This is a genomic window from Alicyclobacillus contaminans DSM 17975 (assembly GCF_000429525.1).
Taxonomy (GTDB): domain Bacteria; phylum Bacillota; class Bacilli; order Alicyclobacillales; family Alicyclobacillaceae; genus Alicyclobacillus_A; species Alicyclobacillus_A contaminans.
The window spans coordinates 57225-74403 of record NZ_AUCA01000004.1 but is presented as its reverse complement, the minus strand read 5'-3'; the positions used below and the strand labels follow the sequence as shown (position 1 = coordinate 74403).

General features: G+C 60.1%; 17 protein-coding genes. 5 read left to right on the top strand and 12 right to left on the bottom strand.

Translation table 11 applies throughout. The features are described 5' to 3' along the window. Positions 1–2: 2 nt before the first annotated feature. Positions 3–968, top strand: a complete 966-nt coding sequence (locus tag G463_RS0102955) for an MBL fold metallo-hydrolase (RefSeq protein ID WP_035485422.1) — start codon at positions 3–5, stop codon at positions 966–968. Positions 969–983: 15 nt separating this feature from the next. Here the strand turns inward: G463_RS0102955 and thpR are convergent, their stop codons facing one another. From thpR to G463_RS0102940, 3 genes are read right to left on the bottom strand one after another with little or no spacing between them, the layout of a single operon-like run. Next, the gene (gene thpR, locus G463_RS18410) at positions 984–1559 is read right to left on the bottom strand and encodes an RNA 2',3'-cyclic phosphodiesterase (protein WP_051321854.1); all 576 of its coding nucleotides are present in this window, start codon (positions 1557–1559) and stop codon (positions 984–986) included. 5 nt (positions 1560–1564) lie between these two features. After that, positions 1565–1915, bottom strand: a complete 351-nt coding sequence (locus tag G463_RS0102945; protein WP_035485358.1) for an arsenate reductase family protein — start codon at positions 1913–1915, stop codon at positions 1565–1567. A 32-nt stretch (positions 1916–1947) separates the two neighbouring features. Further along, positions 1948–2451 carry a GAF domain-containing protein gene (locus G463_RS0102940; protein WP_026973998.1) on the bottom strand — a complete coding sequence of 168 codons (504 nt, stop codon included), beginning with the start codon at positions 2449–2451 and terminating at the stop codon, positions 1948–1950. A 233-nt stretch (positions 2452–2684) separates the two neighbouring features. On the opposite strand from G463_RS0102940, the gene G463_RS0102935 reads away from it, so the two are divergent. After that, on the top strand, positions 2685–4055 hold the full coding sequence (locus tag G463_RS0102935) for a Mur ligase family protein (RefSeq protein ID WP_026973997.1): 1371 nt from the start codon (positions 2685–2687) through the stop codon (positions 4053–4055). Further along, positions 4018–4761, top strand: a complete 744-nt coding sequence (locus G463_RS0102930) for a type 1 glutamine amidotransferase (RefSeq protein ID WP_035485355.1) — start codon at positions 4018–4020, stop codon at positions 4759–4761. The genes G463_RS0102935 and G463_RS0102930 overlap by 38 nt, the downstream gene beginning before the upstream one ends. Positions 4762–5002: 241 nt before the next feature. Here G463_RS0102930 and G463_RS0102925 read toward each other — a convergent pair whose 3' ends face one another. The 6 genes from G463_RS0102925 to G463_RS21535 form a co-directional block, all read right to left on the bottom strand. Further along, on the bottom strand, positions 5003–5425 hold the full coding sequence (locus G463_RS0102925) for an acyl-CoA thioesterase (RefSeq protein ID WP_026973995.1): 423 nt from the start codon (positions 5423–5425) through the stop codon (positions 5003–5005). A gap of 126 nt (positions 5426–5551) precedes the next feature. Next, a complete protein-coding gene (locus G463_RS0102920) occupies positions 5552–7135 on the bottom strand; it encodes a fatty acyl-CoA synthetase (RefSeq protein WP_026973994.1) in 1584 nt (527 codons plus the stop codon). Between the two features lie 87 nt (positions 7136–7222). Further along, positions 7223–7945 carry a DUF421 domain-containing protein gene (locus G463_RS18405; protein WP_051321853.1) on the bottom strand — a complete coding sequence of 241 codons (723 nt, stop codon included), beginning with the start codon at positions 7943–7945 and terminating at the stop codon, positions 7223–7225. Positions 7946–8085: 140 nt separating this feature from the next. Continuing rightward, positions 8086–8490: an acyl-CoA thioesterase gene (locus G463_RS0102910; protein ID WP_026973993.1), complete on the bottom strand. Its 405-nt coding sequence runs from the start codon at positions 8488–8490 to the stop codon at positions 8086–8088. 152 nt (positions 8491–8642) lie between these two features. Continuing rightward, entirely contained in the window at positions 8643–10595 is a 1953-nt protein-coding gene (gene acs, locus G463_RS0102905; RefSeq protein WP_026973992.1) for an acetate--CoA ligase, read from the bottom strand. A gap of 217 nt (positions 10596–10812) precedes the next feature. Beyond that, the gene (locus G463_RS21535; RefSeq protein WP_245575673.1) at positions 10813–12006 is read right to left on the bottom strand and encodes an MFS transporter; all 1194 of its coding nucleotides are present in this window, start codon (positions 12004–12006) and stop codon (positions 10813–10815) included. 228 nt (positions 12007–12234) lie between these two features. Here G463_RS21535 and G463_RS0102895 point away from each other — a divergent pair, with 228 nt between their 5' ends. Together G463_RS0102895 and G463_RS0102890 are read left to right on the top strand one after the other, a co-directional pair. Further along, positions 12235–12945, top strand: coding sequence for a beta propeller repeat protein (locus G463_RS0102895; protein ID WP_026973991.1), 711 nt, complete (start codon positions 12235–12237; stop codon positions 12943–12945). Between the two features lie 137 nt (positions 12946–13082). Next, the gene (locus G463_RS0102890; RefSeq protein WP_026973990.1) at positions 13083–13841 is read left to right on the top strand and encodes a tRNA threonylcarbamoyladenosine dehydratase; all 759 of its coding nucleotides are present in this window, start codon (positions 13083–13085) and stop codon (positions 13839–13841) included. Positions 13842–13883: 42 nt separating this feature from the next. On the opposite strand, the gene yfmH is transcribed toward G463_RS0102890, so the two are convergent. The 3 genes from yfmH to G463_RS18390 all read right to left on the bottom strand — a co-directional run bounded on the left by yfmH (position 13884) and on the right by G463_RS18390 (position 16882). Beyond that, a complete protein-coding gene (gene yfmH, locus G463_RS0102885) occupies positions 13884–15167 on the bottom strand; it encodes an EF-P 5-aminopentanol modification-associated protein YfmH (RefSeq protein WP_026973989.1) in 1284 nt (427 codons plus the stop codon). Beyond that, entirely contained in the window at positions 15160–16461 is a 1302-nt protein-coding gene (yfmF, locus tag G463_RS18395) for an EF-P 5-aminopentanol modification-associated protein YfmF (protein WP_051321851.1), read from the bottom strand. The genes yfmH and yfmF overlap by 8 nt, the downstream gene beginning before the upstream one ends. 175 nt (positions 16462–16636) lie before the next feature. Next, the gene (locus tag G463_RS18390) at positions 16637–16882 is read right to left on the bottom strand and encodes a hypothetical protein (protein WP_035485353.1); all 246 of its coding nucleotides are present in this window, start codon (positions 16880–16882) and stop codon (positions 16637–16639) included. Between the last annotated feature and the right edge of the window lie 297 nt (positions 16883–17179).

Here is a 17179-nt window from a genome sequence, read left to right as displayed (position 1 = left end):
TGGTGACCAACGTACAGCCGCTCATTGAAGACATGGGCCATGACGTGTATCTGATTGACCTGCTCGAGCAGGGGATGCCGTACCGCACCGCAGCGTACCTGATCCGCGATGACCAACCGACCCTCATTGAGACCGGAGCCGCAAACTCCCACGATACCCTCGTGGCAGGTCTGCAAAAATTGGGACTGCATCCGCGCGACCTCGCGTACGTGGTGGTGACCCACGTGCACCTGGATCACGCCGGGGGCGCGGGGCAGATGATGGCCCTCGCCGACAACGCGCAGTTGGTGGTGCACCCGCGCGGCGCCCGGCACATGGCCGACCCGTCGCGATTGTGGCAAGGCGCTGGACAAGTCTACGGGGAGCGGTTGGAAGCGCTGTTTGGCCCGGTGGTGCCGGTGCGTCCGGAGCAGATTTTGGTTCGGAATCACGAGGATACGCTGTCCATTGGTTCCCGGACGCTGACTTTCTTCGATTCACCGGGTCACGCGAAACACCACTTCACCATACTGGACCCGGTTTCGGACGCTCTATTCGCCGGTGACGCCGTGGGCATCCGCTACCGTCGCGAGTTCACAGGCTGGGATGAGGAGTGGGTCATCCCTTCCACCTCTCCGGTCGATTTCGATCCAGCGGCGGTCCACCGCACCCTCGACATGCTCGAGGCCATTCCGTTTTCGACTGTGTACCACGCGCACCACGGTCGGTCTCCGAAGGAAGAGGCCATTCGCGCGACGCGGCGCGGCGCCGATGAAATGGCCGCGTTGATTGAACGGGTATACCATGAAGGCGTTTCCGTCCAGGAGGTGATGGGGGCCCTGCAGGACTGGGTGGTCGACCACGTGCGCCGAATCGGGATTCAGCCCGGGGCCGATTTGTCCCCCCTGCAGGTGGATATGTTTGTGGATGCGCTCGGGTTGATGCACTACGAGTCCACGCGGCGGAAGCGCGCCGCCGAAAACGGCTGACCGGCCACCGTCAGGTCACTCGTCGGCTTTCCCGAGGAGCGGATACCTCTCCAACACCGGATACACCAACCGCTCCGCCTGCCTGGTGGAGGCGAACAGACACAGCGCCCCCACCGGCAGATGTACATCAAAGCGTTCGTTCCACGCAGCCGCCGCCTGTCGCCAGCGCTCGAGGTTCAGTTTTCGCGCCAGCGTGAGGTGCGGCTGGTACGGGCGCGCTTCCAACGACAAACCGGGAATGGCGGCTGCGGACAACTGGCGGTTCAGCGCCTGGTGCAGAGCCAACAGTCGCTCGTAACCCCTGTCTCGGTTTGCCCCCAGCCACAGCACCCGGTTCTTCGGGAACGTCCCCACCGTACAGAGATGGATCTCGAACGTCGACACCTGGCTTGCTGCGGCTTTCCCGGCGGCTGCCAATCGGGGAATCTCCGCGTCGGGCAACTCCCCGAGAAAGGAAACGGTCACATGGAATTGATCGGGGCGCGACCAATTTCCCGCTTCAACGCCCCGCTGCCGCAATTGGTCTTGGATGCGTCCAACGGCCGCCCGGCATGCGTCCGTGAGGGTCAAGCCAAAGAACAGTCTCGGCATCCCCCTCAACCTTTCTGGAACAACTTGTCATACTGCTCTTTGTCAAACCCGACAATGACCCTGTCATCCAACACCAACACAGGCCGCTTCAACAACTTGCCGTCCATGGTCAATAGCTCCATCCACTCCGCGTCGCTGAGCTGTTTGTCTTTCAGTCCCAGCTCCCTGTAGCGCGTACCTTTGGTGTTGACAAAGGGCCCGATACCCTGTCCCAACTTGTCCACCCACGACTGGAGCTGTTCCCGCGAGGGCGGCTGAACCACGAAGTCCTGAAACGCGACATCCACGCCGTGATCCGCCAGGTATTTATGCGCATTGCGGCAGGTTGAACACTTCCGATATCCATAAAACTCCATTGATATGCCTCCCGTCCGCAGTTTGACCCTCGTCAGCGGTCCAGAAACTCCGTGCCTTCCAACAGCACGTCCACCACCTGCTGCAGTCCCGCCGCGTCGTCCGCGTCAAAGCGTTGCGTGCGCGGACTGTCGATGTCGAGGACGCCCACCAGCCGACCGGCCTTGACCATCGGTATCACGATTTCCGAGCGCGAATCGGGATCGCACGCAATGTGTCCCGGAAACATCAAGACGTCGGGAACCACCTGCGTCTGCCGAGACTTCGCGGCGGTGCCGCAGACACCGCGCCCCTCGGTGATGCGAATGCAGGCGGGCTTGCCCTGAAACGGGCCCAGAATCAACGTTTGCTCCGCCTCGTACCAGAGATAAAAGCCCACCCAATTGATCTCTTTCAGATGCATGTTCAGCAACGCGGCAACGTTGCTCAGATTCGCCAATTCATTGGTTTCTCCGGCCATCAGGTGGCGCACCTGCTCCACCAGCGACCGATAGAATTCCTGCTTGGATTCTGCCCGCAGGTCGTTTACCGTAAACATGCCCATCGACTCCTTTCCCAAGCACCTGCCGCCGCTCACCGGCCGCTCAGTATAGTATAATCCAAACGATAGCCCCGCTGGGGCAAGCCGGGAAAAGAACGCAAGCCAGCGAGGATGCTGGACGGAACGCGCCGTGATGGACGAACGGATACTCTGTTCCATGCGCCGAGACTGTCCGCTGAACATCGCCCCGGCTATGCGGCCACGGGCATTGAGAAAGGAAGTGGAAAGGTTTGTTCGGGATTTGGGTTGGCAAATGGGTCCTATGGATCCTGAACATCCTTGGTAAACGAGCCACCAGCTTACCCGGCAAAGTGGCACTGCGCATCTCTCCACGGCTGCTCGAAAAACTGGGCGCCAAATTGGAGCGGTGCATCGTGGTCACCGGAACCAATGGAAAAACCACGACGGCCAGGCTGTTGGCGGCGGCCATGGCCGAAGAGGATGCCATCGTGCACAATCGCGAAGGCGCGAACCTGCCCCAGGGGTTGGCCACCGCGCTGCTGAAACACTGCACTTGGACCGGCCGATTGCGCTGCAGGACGGCGCTGTTTGAAATCGACGAAGCCACCCTGCCGCTGGTCGCCCACGCCCTGCCCATCAAGGTCGTGGTGGTCACCAACGTGTTTCGGGATCAACTGGACAGATACGGAGAACTGGACACCACGCTCGAGAAACTGCTGGACGGTCTGCGGCGCACCGATGCCGTGGCGGTCCTCAACGCGGACGATCCGCTCGCTCGCCACATCGGCCTCGCCTATGGGAAACAGGTGGTTTACTTCGGGATGTCGAAGGACCAACTGCAGCACGAGGTCCGTGACCAGATGCGCGACGGCGCCTTCTGCCTCGAGTGCGGCCACGAACTGGTCTACCACGGCTTCTTCTACGGTCAGCTGGGGGACTACCACTGCCCGCAGTGCGGCATGTTCCGCCCGCACCCCGACTTTGTGGGGCATCCGCACCCCCAGGGACTGACCGTGTCCGAGGGATCCTTGCCGGAAGTGACGATTGCCCTGGCGGCGCGAGGATTGTTCAACCGGTACAACGCGCTGGCGGCCCTGGCGGCGGCACGCGTCGTGGGTCTGGACATCGCCAGTGTGCAGGCGGGCTTCCGCCGCTACGAACCACCGCTCGGACGCATGCAGGCGTTTGAGACCTCGCCGCCGACGGTGCTCAATCTCATCAAGAACCCGACCGGTTGCGACAGCGTCCTGCAGACCATCCGCGCCGATGGTGACACCAAAGTGGTGTGCATCGCCATCAACGACAATGCGGCCGATGGCAAAGATGTGTCGTGGCTGTGGGACGCCGACTTCGAACTGTTGACCGAAGACCCGAAAACCGTCCGGTACGTCACGACCGGGCTGCGTGCGGAGGACATGGCGCTTCGACTCAAGTACGCAGGCTGTCCGACGGACGCTGTGGTTTCGATTCCAGATCTGGCCACAGCCCTTGATGAAGCATTGCTGCAAGCCGACGCCTGCGAGGCGAAGACCGTCTATGTGTTGTCCACGTATACGGCGCTGTACCCCATCGCCGACCGACTGCAAAGGAGGGCCCACAGCCATGAACCGTCCCCTGCGTATCGCCCATCTGTATCCTGATCTGCTGAACCTGTATGCAGATAAGGGGAACATCTTGACGCTGCAACAGCGCATGGCGTGGCGCGGCTATGCCGTGGAAATCATCCGTGTTCAGCACACCGACGATGCCAAGCCGGGCGAGTATGATCTGGTGCTGCTCGGCGGCGGGTCGGATCGGGAGCAGGAGCTGGTCGGACGCACGCTCCGCCGCAATGTGGCGGAGTGGAAGGCGGCGGTCGAGGACGGGCTGCCGCTGCTCGCCGTTTGCGGCGGATACCAACTGCTCGGGGAGTACTATCAACTGCCGAACGGAACCAAGATTCCGGGCCTCGAACTGTTGGACCTGAGAACCGAAGCGGGATCGCCTCGATTGATTGGCAATATTGCGATTCAGTCGGAGGTGGGCATCATTCTCGGTTTTGAAAACCACGGCGGCCGCACCCGTCATCGCCACGCGCCGCTTGGGACCGTCATCTCCGGACACGGCAACAACGGCGAGGACGGACAGGAGGGTGTGCGGTACAAAAACGTCATCGGCACCTATATTCACGGCCCCCTGCTGCCGAAAAACCCCGCTTTGGCAGATATGATCCTGCAACTGGCGATGGACTACGCCGGGATCTCCGGCACGCTTCGTCCGTTGGACGACCGGATGGAGCAGGCGGCCCGACAGGCGTTCATGGAACGGCGCATGGAATTGGCCCCCGCCGTTCTTCAGCACAAGTAACCAGCAGGTATCCCCTTCACCAATATCGGGTCCACGAATTGCGGATAGCAAGCAGCGTCGTCATCCGGCATCAACACAGCGTGCTGTCCCGCCTTCAGCCACGGGCGGGTACAGCACGCTGTCCTCTTTTTCTATAGAACAACGAATGCTGAGCCTCACAAAGACATTGCAAGGCCGTCGGCCAACGCGGCGCAATCCAGCGACTGACGCGCATCATCGTGGTCCGACGACCTTCAACGCATCAGGTGCGCAGCGGCGGTACGTTCGCCGGCCCTTGACGATGTTCCTCCAGGGCCGCTCGGACCTCATTCCACAATGGAATGCTCTTGCCGGTCTGATAGTCGAACGCAATCAAGGTCGCCTGTCCGCGGGCGACCCATTCCTTTCGTTCGTTGGCAATCACGTGGTCAACGACAAAACTGGAGTTTCCAATGTGAGGAATCCAGGTGTATACGGTTAACTGTTCCGCATAGGTGACCTGCTGCAGGTAATCACAGCGGGTGGACGCCACAATCAGGTTCCATCGTTGCAGGTCCAAGGACGGATTGAACAATCGAAACAAGTCCATCCTGGCGTCTTCCATATACGTGTAATACGTGCCGTTGTTCACATGTCCGAGTCCGTCGCACTCCCCAAATCGGACGACCAGATGTCGAGTGAACAATTTCCACACCTCCCGGTTGTCTGTCTGCTCTCCATCATACAAAACTCATCGATGGCAGCACAGCCTTCGTCCGTGCAGCACACAAACGCCCGCGCCGTTCGGTCGGACGTTCACCATTTGACAACCTCAGACGAGATTGCGATACTGCTCCCTCAGATCCCGTTTCAGTACTTTGCCGCTCGGATTCTTCGGCAGTTGATGAACCACCACCACGTGCTTCGGCACCTTGAAATGCGCGAGCCGCGAACGACAGTGAGCCTTCAGTGCCTCCGCGTCCAGGGTCACCCCTGGTTTGGGAACGACCACAGCCGTCACAGCCTCCATCCAATAAGGGTCTGGCACCCCCACCACGGCGACCTCGGAAATGCCGGGAAAGGTGTAGATAACCTCCTCCACCTCGCGGCTCGACACGTTCTCGCCGCCGGACTTGATCATATCCTTTTTCCGATCCACAACGGTCAGATACCCTTCTTCATCCATTACGCCGAGATCACCGCTGTGAAACCAACCGTCGCGAAACGCTTCGAGTGTTTTCTCCGGCTCCTTCAGATAACCCAACATCGCGTGGGCGGTCCGGTGCACGATTTCCCCCACAGTCCCCGGCGGCACTTCGCGCCCCTCGTCATCCACAACCTTGGTTTCCACGTTCAGGGTGGGACGGCCTGCGGATCCCAGTTTGTGAAGTTGGTCTTCCGGCTGCAGCGCGGTGGCCAACGGTGCCACCTCCGTTTGGCCATAGAAATTCCAGAAGCGGGCCTGCGGCAACCGCTCAGACAGCTCCTTTAAGACTTCCATCGGCATGATGGCCGCTCCGTAATAGCATTTTTCCAGGGACGACAGGTCCCTCTCCGGGAACGCTGGATGCCGAAGCAGAGCAATCCACACGGTCGGCGGACAGAACAGCTGGGTGGCCCGCTCCCGTTCGACCACAGACAGAATCTCCGCGGGATCCGCATGACTGAGAATGATTCCGGTGGCACCGATGTACACTCCAGGCCACAGAAAGCAGTTCAATTGCGCGCTGTGGTACATGGGCAGCGCGTGAATGGCCACGTCCCGCGCTTCCATCCGACCGTCGACAATGCAGCTGACAAACTGAGCCAGCAGATTGGCGTGCGTCAGCAGCACGCCCTTCGGCCTGGATTCGGTACCGCTGGTGTACAGAATCTGGGCCACGTCACCATCGCTGACAGCGCTTTCAAATTCGGCTGATGAACCGCTCTGCCGCTCACGGTCCAGCGACAGCCAACCCGCCGGCACCGCAGCCGCCGCATCGGAATCCATCAAGTACCTGGGCACGTCGGATTTCCCCACGGCCGCCAGGGCGCTGTCCATCAACGGGGCGAACTCCTCCGAGGCGGCCGCGGCGCCAACATCCGAATGGCCAGCAATAAAGGCCACTTCTTCCTCGTTGAGCATGTAGTTGATGGGAACAAAAATCGCACCCAATCTGGCCAGCGCCAAGGCGATGACCGCAAAATCAAGGCTGTTTCGGGACAGAACCGCCACGGGTGTACCGTGTCCGATGCCCTTTGCAGAAAACGCGTGGGCGGTTCGATTGACCGCTTCATCCAGTTGCTGATAGGTCCAGCGTGCCGTCCCGTACACGAGCGCCAGTTTGTGCGGATACCGAGCCCGGGTACGCGTCAACAAATCCCCGAGCGTGTTGCGCCGCGCCCGCTGTACGTGCTTCGCCGCTTCCAAATCCATCTTCGTCCACCCGCCTCCTTTTTTTCTGAATATTCTACCATAAGGATGGGCAGTATTTGGACGATATTTTGGCAAAGGGAAGCGTGGTCACAAAGGCGGGGAAGGTTCCCGCTGCTTTCTGTGCAGGTCGGCAATCACCTCACCCTCGGCATTCACCCCGAGATAGGTTACATCCGCCACGGACAGTCCGCCGAGTTCCCGGATGGTCTCCAGCAGCCACTCGCGGCTTTTTCCGGTTTCCCGCAGCTTGTCCTCATCAATCTCACCGTCAACAATCAGTTCGATGTACGGCCCCTGTCCTCGGTCCGACAGATCCGGCCCGTGTGCCAGGTCGGACTTGGACGCGGACTGAGACGCCTGCGCGGGCAGGATGCTCAGATTTCCGGTGGGTTCGAGGATGGCGTATTCAATCTCACTGTATGAAAAATAGCCTTTTTCCCGCAGCATCATCAGAAACACGTCAAGGTTCACTTTGCTCCGTCGGAGATTCTCGCGCAGAATCGTCCCTTTGTGAATCAGGACCAACGGCTCACCGTTGGCCACCCGGCGAAAGGTTCGACTCTTCAACGCAATCCAGGCCGCGATGATGGTGCAGGCCGTGAAGACGACCAGCGTGTAACAGGCGGCGAGCCAACCCTGCACCGATTGGGACGCAATCATGTTGGCCGCGATGTTTCCCATGCTCGCACCGGCCACCCAGTTGAAAAACGTCAATTGCGTCAGTTGCGTGCTGCCAATCCACCGCACCAGGACCAGCAGTATGGCAAATGTCAAACACGTGCTGACTGTCACAAACAGCCACAGGTTCATCTCTGTCCTCCGCAGGGCTCAACACCGCCGGAGCGGCTCGGCAGACCTGTTGCCGCCCAGCGGGGCGGGTACATGTGAACATGCCCGCCTATCCACGGTATGTCCCACGTCGGCCCGACACAAACCTGCAGAAAAACCGCTCAGCCGTTCACCAGCGCAGATTCGACATACGGCTCCAGCAGACTTCGCAACGCGTCCGGAACGCGTGTCGGCTTCTGCGCGTCGAAGTCGAAATGAACCACGACGGCGGTCCCCTCAAACACCACCTCATCGGTGCCCTTCCGCAACATGCGGTTGGCGATTTCAAAACTGCTGTTGCCCATGCGCGTCACCCAGGTTTCGACGTCGAGCACTTCGGGATAAAACGTCTGAGCCCGAAAATCCCCCTTCGCTGACGCCAGAATCACCGGTATTTGCTCCACACCGAGGGCGCGCAGAAAGTCGCAGCGCGCTTCCTCCATGTATGTGAAATACGATGCATTGTTCACGTGCCCCAACATATCGGTGTCTCCAAAACGCACGTGGATTTCTGAAAGGTGTCTCATCCTCAGCACTCCTAGTCAAATCTCTCTCGTGTATGGCCGTCTTCCGGATGGACCTCCACTGTATCCACCGGGTCCTGTACCCTCAAGGACGGAGACAGAGAGACTGCCCCTCCCTGGGAGCGGGCAGTCTCCGACAACTCGTCAATAATCGGTCATTCGCTGTCCTTGTACGCGGCTTTCAGCTGTTCAATCACGGACGGATCGGCCAGGGTGGTGGTGTCGCCGACCACCCGTCCCTCGGCGATGTCCCGCAGCAGGCGGCGCATGATCTTCGCGCTGCGCGTCTTCGGAAGTTCCGCGGTGAACAGAATCTCCTCCGGACGGGCCATGGCGCCAATCTTTTCAACCACATGCTGCTTGAGCTCGGTCACCAGCTCCGGACTGGCGTCCACCCCTTCTCTGAGGGTGACAAACGCGGTGATGGCCTGCCCCTTCACCTCGTGGGTGCGGCCGATGACCGCCGCCTCCGCCACGGCTGGATGATCCACGAGCGCGCTTTCCACTTCCATCGTGCCGATTCGGTGACCGGACACGTTGATGACATCGTCAATCCGCCCAAGAATCCAAACATATCCGTCTTCGTCGAGATGAGCGCCGTCTCCGGGCAGATAGATGCCTGGGAACTTGCCGAAATACGTGTTGCGGAACCGGTCGTCGTCTCCCCACACGGTTCTCAGCATGGAAGGCCACGGCTTGGTGATGACGAGATATCCGCCGTGTCCCGGTTCCACTTCGTTGCCTTCCTCGTCCACCACTTTCGCGGAAATGCCGGGCACCGGGCGCGTGGCGGACCCCGGCTTGGTGCTGGTCAGGCCCGGCAGCGGAGCAATCATCGCGCAACCCGTCTCCGTCTGCCACCAGGTGTCCACAATGGGCAGCCGCCCTTTCCCGATGTGGGAGTGGAACCACATCCACGCCTCCGGATTGATGGGTTCTCCCACGCTGGCGAGGAGACGCAGGGAATCCAGGCTGTACGGCTCCAGGAACTGCGGGCCCCATTTCATCAGCGTGCGGATCAGCGTCGGAGCCGTATAAAAGATGGTCGCTCCGTATTTGTCCACCAGTTCCCACAATCGTCCCCGGTGCGGCCAATCCGGCGCGCCCTCGTACATCACAACGGTGGCGCCTGCACTGAGCGGGCCGTACACCACGTAGGTGTGCCCGGTGATCCAACCAATGTCCGCGGTGCAGAAGAACACATCACTGTCCTTCAGGTCGAACACCGTGCGCACGGATGTGTTCGCGCCGACGAGATACCCAGCGGTGCTGTGCACAATCCCCTTCGGTTTTCCGGTGGTGCCGGAAGTGTACAGGAGAAACAGGATATCCTCCGCATCCATCTCGGCGGGAGGATACGGCGTATTTGGCACCTGCTTCGCGAGTTCATGCCAGTACACGTCCCGCCCCTCCGTCATCTCCGCGCCGGACGCTTCCCCAATCCGCTGAACCACGAGGACGTGCCGTACGTCGGTTCCCGCCAGCGCTTCATCCGTGTTCTGCTTAAGCGGAATGAATCCGCCGCGGCGATGGCCGGCGTCTGCGGTGATGACGACTTTCGCGTCGCAATCGACCACGCGTTCTCTCAGCGCCTTGGCCGAGAAGCCCGCGAACACCACCGAATGGATGGCGCCGATTTTGGCGCACGCCAGCATGGAGATGACCAACTCTGGGATCATCGGCAGATAGATGGCCACCCGGTCGCCCTTTTTCACACCTAACCGGGACAGCATATGTGCCGCTCTGTCCACTTCGCGGCCCAGCATATCGTAGGTGTACACCCGGCTGTCTCCGGGCTCGCCTTCCCACAGAATGGCCGCTTTGTTCTTGCGATGGCTTTCGCGATGGCGGTCCACCGCGTTATACGCCGCATTCAGCGTGCCGCCGAGAAACCATTTGGCATGGGGGGGATTCCATTCGAGAATTTGCTCAAATGGCCGGAACCACGTCAGCTGCTGCGCCTGCTCCGCCCAGTAAGCCTCTGGATCCTGCGCCGCCCTTTCATAGATGCGTTCATCGTTCACATTCGCCTGTGCCCGAAATTCGTCAGAAGGCGGAAAAACGCGCGTCTCGCGCAACAATGCATCCAAATTGCCGGTCGTGGTCATTCTCTCCTCCTCCTCGCATTCACCAAATCCCCTCGCGCCGTTGGACGGGACACGGGAGATTGATTGTTCTGTAAATATGAAATATAGATACCTCTATGTCTAGCATACCAGAAGACAGCGCATAATTGAATACGCTTTCTTTGAAAAGAAGACTAAATATTACAATACACATCCAGTGCATGGAACCTTCGGCGCGGACGAACGCGCCCTGCTCCTGTCAACTGACCATCGGAGCCGCTGCTTCCCGGTGCGGTGGCGCCACTTTCTGCGCCAGCCAGGTGCACGCCAGTACCACGCACAGAAACAGTGCCGTGGTGGAAAAACCGACGCCGATGCCGAACCGGGAGGACAGCCAGCCGATGAGCGCGTTCAGCATCATCGATCCGAACCCCGCCGCCGTATACAACACGCCGATGACCACGCCCGCTTCCGCTCGAAACATGTCACTGGCCACCGCAGCGATGGTCGGAAACACGATGGCAAACCCAGCACCTGCGGCAATGAACAGCGGGATGGGCCACCCGACCCACAGCGCGCAGCAAAAGGCGACCAGCGCCAGACAGACGCTGAACAGGAGGGCGCGATATCTTCCCGCCCGCTGGACCCACAGAGGGGCGGTCAACCGTCCCGCCGTAAACGTCAGGTAGAACCCCGAGAGACACAGGGAGCTGCTGTCCAGCGACACGTTTCGCGCATGGACCAGGTACGTGGGCAGCCAACCGCACACAGCCGCCTCCGCCATCACGTAAGCGGTGATGGCCACCAACAGCACATACAGCAGCGGACTGCGGTATAGGCTTCCCGCACGGCGAGCACGCGGCGCCGCACCGTCCGGCGCGCGCTCCACCGCATCCGTCGCCGTTCGGCGCAGGACGGGATGCTTTGTCAGCGTGCCGAGCAGCCAGACGCACAACAGCCCCATGGCCAACAGGGCGTACAGCGGCCGCCATCCGTGGAGCCGCCCCATCAACCAGACGGCCACCACCGGAAAACCGAAAGCCCCCGCACCGTACAAACCGTGCAAGAGGTTGAACAACGACGTCGACGGAGTATCTCCCGCCAACGCTGGAACGACGCCGTTGATCCCGATTTCCAACACACCGGAACCCACACCGTACACCAGAAATCCAAGCACGACAAGCGCGAATTCGTGGCGCCACGCCAATCCCAAGAGCCCCGCAGCACTGAGGAGAGCCCCGGTGACAATGGCCCTCCGCAGGCCCACGCGATGCAGAATCATCCCGCTCGCGAAGCTGGACACCACATATCCGAACGAGTTGGCCGAAAACGCAATGCCGAGCTGCCAGTACGTGATATTCCAATCCGACTGCATCATGGGCGCAGCCAATCCGCGCGAGATGTCAATCGCGCCGAACAACAGCATCGCCAACAACGCAATCTGAAACGCCATCGTCCGCACCCGTCATCTTCCTCTCCCAACCCACGTCCCCATGGGTGGCCGCGGGTTTCCAGAGTACACTGTAGCGCAATTCGGAGTTCCGGGAAATATCCTCTCGAAAATTCAGGATGAACGGCGATTGCTGTTGAAAGATTTTTGCCACGCACCACACGCCCTTTGACACGGATCGCCACCCCACTAGGAGTATCCTTATGCACAGATGATTGAGGAGGGATCCGGATGCTGCGGCGAAGCGTCTCCATCAAAGCGTATGTGCCGGTCGTGTTGGCCGCTTTGTCCATCCCCACCGCCGTCAGCTGGACGCATGGGCAGCGCCCCGCACCTTCGGCCTCCGGGGGTGCGGCGGCAAGCTCGGACGCCCCGCTGCCGAATGGACCGCCGCCGGTATACTGGAGCGACGGAAACACCACCTATCGGGCTGTACACGAAATCAGCGCCTGGGATCCGACCGGACGCCGTTGGACACCCCTCTCGCCCGACCTGACCGAAGCGCGCATTCCTGGAACGGAAGGTTACGGTGTCGACGGCATCACCGCGTTTATGCGTCAGGGCAGCACCTGGTACGTCGGAACGTTGACCGGCAACCTGTTGGTCGGACAGGGCGGCCACTGGCAGAACCATTCCTACGGCTTGCCCAATCGAACCATTGTTCAGGTGGCACCGCTCCCGGACCGTTCGACCGACACAGGCATCGCCGTCGGCTTCGCCGGGTATGCATCCGCCACGCCGGATCACCCGGGACATGTGTACGAAACGACCGATGGCGGCCAAACTTGGCGGGACATCTCCGGAAATCTGCCCGACGCGCCGGTGCAGTGGCTGGCCGATGTAGAGGATGACACCGGTCGTCGCCTTGTGGTGAAAATGGCCGGGCGTTGGTTCTGTTTGACGTCCTCCCGGCATTGGGTGGCGTGGCAGGGAACGGATTGACGGGCACCGCCGGTAGTTGCGTGGACACAGCGCGGCAATTCCGTATAATGTCGATAGACCCAAGTCGTGCAGGGTGGGTGGCATTGCCAATGCCCAACCGAGCCGACCCAAAATCGACAAAACGGGATGTGTTGACCATTCTCACGCAATTTTCACGAACAGAGTTGGTTTTTGGAAAGGAAGGCGTGGAAACGCTGAAGCGAAAGACGGTCGCTGTGCTTGGCGCAGGCGGCGTGGGATCGTTCGCCATGGAAGCGTTGGCGCGCACAGGCATCGGTCGTCTGATCTTGATTGACAAGGACGTCGTGGACATCACCAACGTGAACCGGCAGATTCCCGCGCTGGTCACCACCGTCGGACGGCCCAAGGTGGAGGTGATGAAGGAGCGCATCGCACAGATCAATCCCGACTGTGAGGTGATTGCGCTGCAGACGTTCTTCCTGGAAGACACCAAGGAGCAGCTGTTCGCGCATTCGTTGGATTACGTCGTGGATGCCATCGACATTGTGACGGCGAAAATCCTGCTCATCAAAGAGTGCGTCCAGCGCAATATTCCCATTGTGTCCAGCATGGGAGCGGCCAACAAAATCGATCCGACGCGTTTTCGCGTGATGGATCTGGCCGATACGCGAATCGATCCCATCGCAAAAGTGCTCCGCCGCGAATTGAAAAAATACGGGATCACACGCGGCGTAAAGACCGTCTGTTCCACGGAGCGTCCGCGCAAACCGCGGGAGGATGTGCGACGACAGATTGTCTCCCCGGAAGCGGCCCAATCCCCCGTCCGCAAGGCGAAGATGCCGCCGGCAAGCACCGCCTACGTCCCTTCGGTCGCGGGACTGATTCTCGCCAGTGTCGTGATTCACGACCTGACCGGCGTCCATCCGGAAGCGTGAAACCAGCGGCCGAATCCGGCCGCTGTACATGCTTCTCATTCGTCAAGCGGGCAGAACGACGGACACGGCCCGCTGACTTTCCGCAAAATGTTCTCGCAAGCGATCATTGACCTGCTGCAGCGTCAGGCGTTCAAGGACGTCGATGGTGGTGAACACGTCCGCTCCGCGCAATGCGTAGCTGACGAAGCTTCTCGCCACCGCGCCAGGACTGTCCAGAGTGGCGATGAAGCGGCCAATCGCCTTTCTCCGGCTTCGTTCAAACGCCTCCTCGGACACGCCGATCTTCATCGCTTCATCAATCAGCGACTGCACCGTGTCCACCAGCGCTTGCGGGTTGGGCGTATTTCCTCCGAGCACCGAATACCCGTAGGTGGGCGCGCATTCGTACTCCCACGAAAAGTTTTGGTCAATGAGTCCGGCATCCATCAGGCGGTGGTAGAAGTCGCTGCTTTTCCCAAACAGGGCCTCCAACACCACGCCGGTCAGCATTTCCTGCGCCAATTGCGCCGGCCCGGAAAGACCGGTTTTGGCGTCTTTCCAGCCCATCAGACAACGCGGTTGACTCACCCCGAGATGGACCGTCCGATTCGGCTCACTCACCGGCCCTGGTTCCTCCGGCAGTACGCGGTCAATCGCGGGCGCCGGGCCGAACGATTTCGCTGCTTGATTCTTTCGAATGTGCGCCAGCAACGCCTCGGGATGAAACCCTCCCACCGCGAAAAACATCATGTTGGACGGATGGTAGAACGTCTCATGGCACGTGTAGAGAATGTCCGGGGTAATCCCCGCAATCGACTCGACCGTCCCCGCAATCGGCAGATGCACGGGGTGATGCTTGTACAGCGCCCGCAGCAGGTTGAAGAAGACCTGCCAATCCGGATTGTCGTCGTACATGCGGATCTCCTGGCCGATAATCCCCTTCTCCTTCTCCACGCTTTGCTCGGAGAACCAAGGTTCTTGGACGAAATTTAGCAGAACCTCGGTGTTTTCCAGCACGTGATCGGTGGACGAGAACAGGTAGGTGGTCTGGTCAAACGTGGTGAAAGCGTTCGCCGACGCCCCCAGTTTCGCAAACTCCGGAAACACGTCGCCGCGCTCTTTTTCAAACATCTTGTGTTCCAAAAAATGCGCAATGCCATCCGGAACCGTGATCACCTGCGGTTGATGAGCCAGCCGAAATTGACTGTCAATCGATCCGTACTTCGTCGTGAACGAGGCGAACGTTTGCTGGAACCCCGCTTTCGGCAACAGATAGACAACCAGCCCGTTGTCCAACACATCGCGATACAGGGTCAGCTGCAACGAATCGTAGTGGATTTCACGCACCTGTGGTCACCTCCGCATCGCTGGTCAGAAAATACACGGTGTCGAGTGAGAAGCGGGAGGCCGCGTCCACCACCGCTGCTTTGTCCACCTCGCCGATTTGCTGAATCAGCCGCTCGACGTCTCGCTCCACGCCGGCCAGCGTCGCACTGAAGTGAATCTCCGCCAGGGACGCCGGTTGATCTAGAACCTGCCGGTATTGATTGGTCAATCCTCGTCGGGTGAATTCCAGTTCATCGTCGGTGACCTGCCCCGCTTGCAGTGCATCGACCTGCGCGCGAATGATGTCGTACGCCTTGTCGCGATTGGCCGTTTCGATGCCGGTCTGGACCACGGCAAGTCCGGTCAGTCCGTCGAGCATGCTCGACGCATAGTACGCCAAACTCGCCTTTTCGCGCACATTCATGAACAACTTCGAGTGGGGGAAACCGCCGAGCACGCCATTGGCCAACAGCAGCGGAACGTACTCGTCGTCTCCATAGGACACACCGGTTCGAAAAACGAGATTCAATTTTCCCTGTTGGACGCGCTGTTTCTCGACCACCTGTTGAACCTCGCCGCGACGGACCGCCAACGCATGAACGGGACTTCCCGCAGCGCCTCGCCCGTGGTCTCCGAACGCTTGCCGCAGCCGGTTCAGAATCTTCGCCGCCACCGATGGCTCATCGTGCAGCTTGCCCACCACGTAAAAGTGTACATCCGATTCGGCGAGCACCTCCTGCTGCAATGACCACAGCGACGCCGCGGTCAGCGCCCGGAGGTCTTCCCGATACCCCAAACGAGGCAGCCCCACCGGCTGTCCGGCGCACGCCGCCTCCCAGGACCGTTCCAGCGCGTATGTAATTTTGTTGTCGAACACGCTCTGAATCCGCCGCTCGTGCAGCGTTTTTTCGCGCTCCACATGGTCGCTTGGGAACGCGTCCCCCGTATGGGCCGGGTTCACCGCCAGTTGAATTACCAATGACTCCAATTCTTCCAGCACCGCGTCTGCGCCGTTGAACGTCCCAACTTCCGGCGCGGTGGCCTGAACCTCGAGCACCTGCTGATGCCCCCGCCGCTGGATGAGCGTCCGAACCGAGGCGCCGAACAGGGAGTCGGCGTAACGGAGCACCTCCCTGGCCGAAGGAAGCGTGGTTGTACCCTGCATCCAGAGGTAAGGCAACATCGCCAACGCGGTGACGTGTTGACGATGGAGCGGCCGGGCCACTTTCAATGCGAGGTACCGCGTGCGAAATTTGTCGGTGGACAGAAGATGGACGGCAAAGCGTCCGTCAGTTTGCGTGATGAATGTCCCCAAGTCTGGCACCCCAATCTCGCCCGATGCCGGGCGTCATGTGCGCTTTGCGCCGTTCTGCACAACGCATGAAGCCAGAGGCCTGCCGCCTCTTTCATTCCTCATCAGTATGATCCGATCCCCATGTCATTATCAAGCTGGTCTGCAGGCCCGTTTGTCCACCGTCGTGCATCCCGCGCTACGCATGCGTGGTGCCTCTGCGAAACAGCGTCCGCGCCGCCGCCTGCGCCATATCGAAATCCAGCCGCCGAATGACTTGCGCGTCACGAATCCACCGCTGCACCTCGCTGTCCATGCGGGGTGTCACATACTTCGGCGATCCGTGACGCGCCAGAAATTCGTTTTTGGTCATCCGGTGACGAACGGTGCAGTGCACATTGGTGAGGGCCTCCATCAACTCTCCGCAAACCGGGCATTGAAACAACCGAATCCCTTCCTTCGTTTTTTATAGCATTCTTATGGTCACCTTCTATGCCGTATGCCCACACCTTTGAAAGCGATTTCAAATCCATTCAGCCTCATGTTTCGCCAGTGGGGAGAAACTGGGGACTCCGCCCATCCCCGAGTCCAGGCGGAAAATCCCCGGTCCCCTATATGAACACCCTCTCGGGAAGGTGGTCGTGCTGTCGTGTCAACACATCAGTGTATGAATCACAGTCAAAACGTGTTCCATCGTTTCCGGCAGCGTCCGCCAAACACCGACATCTGTCCACTTTCTCTG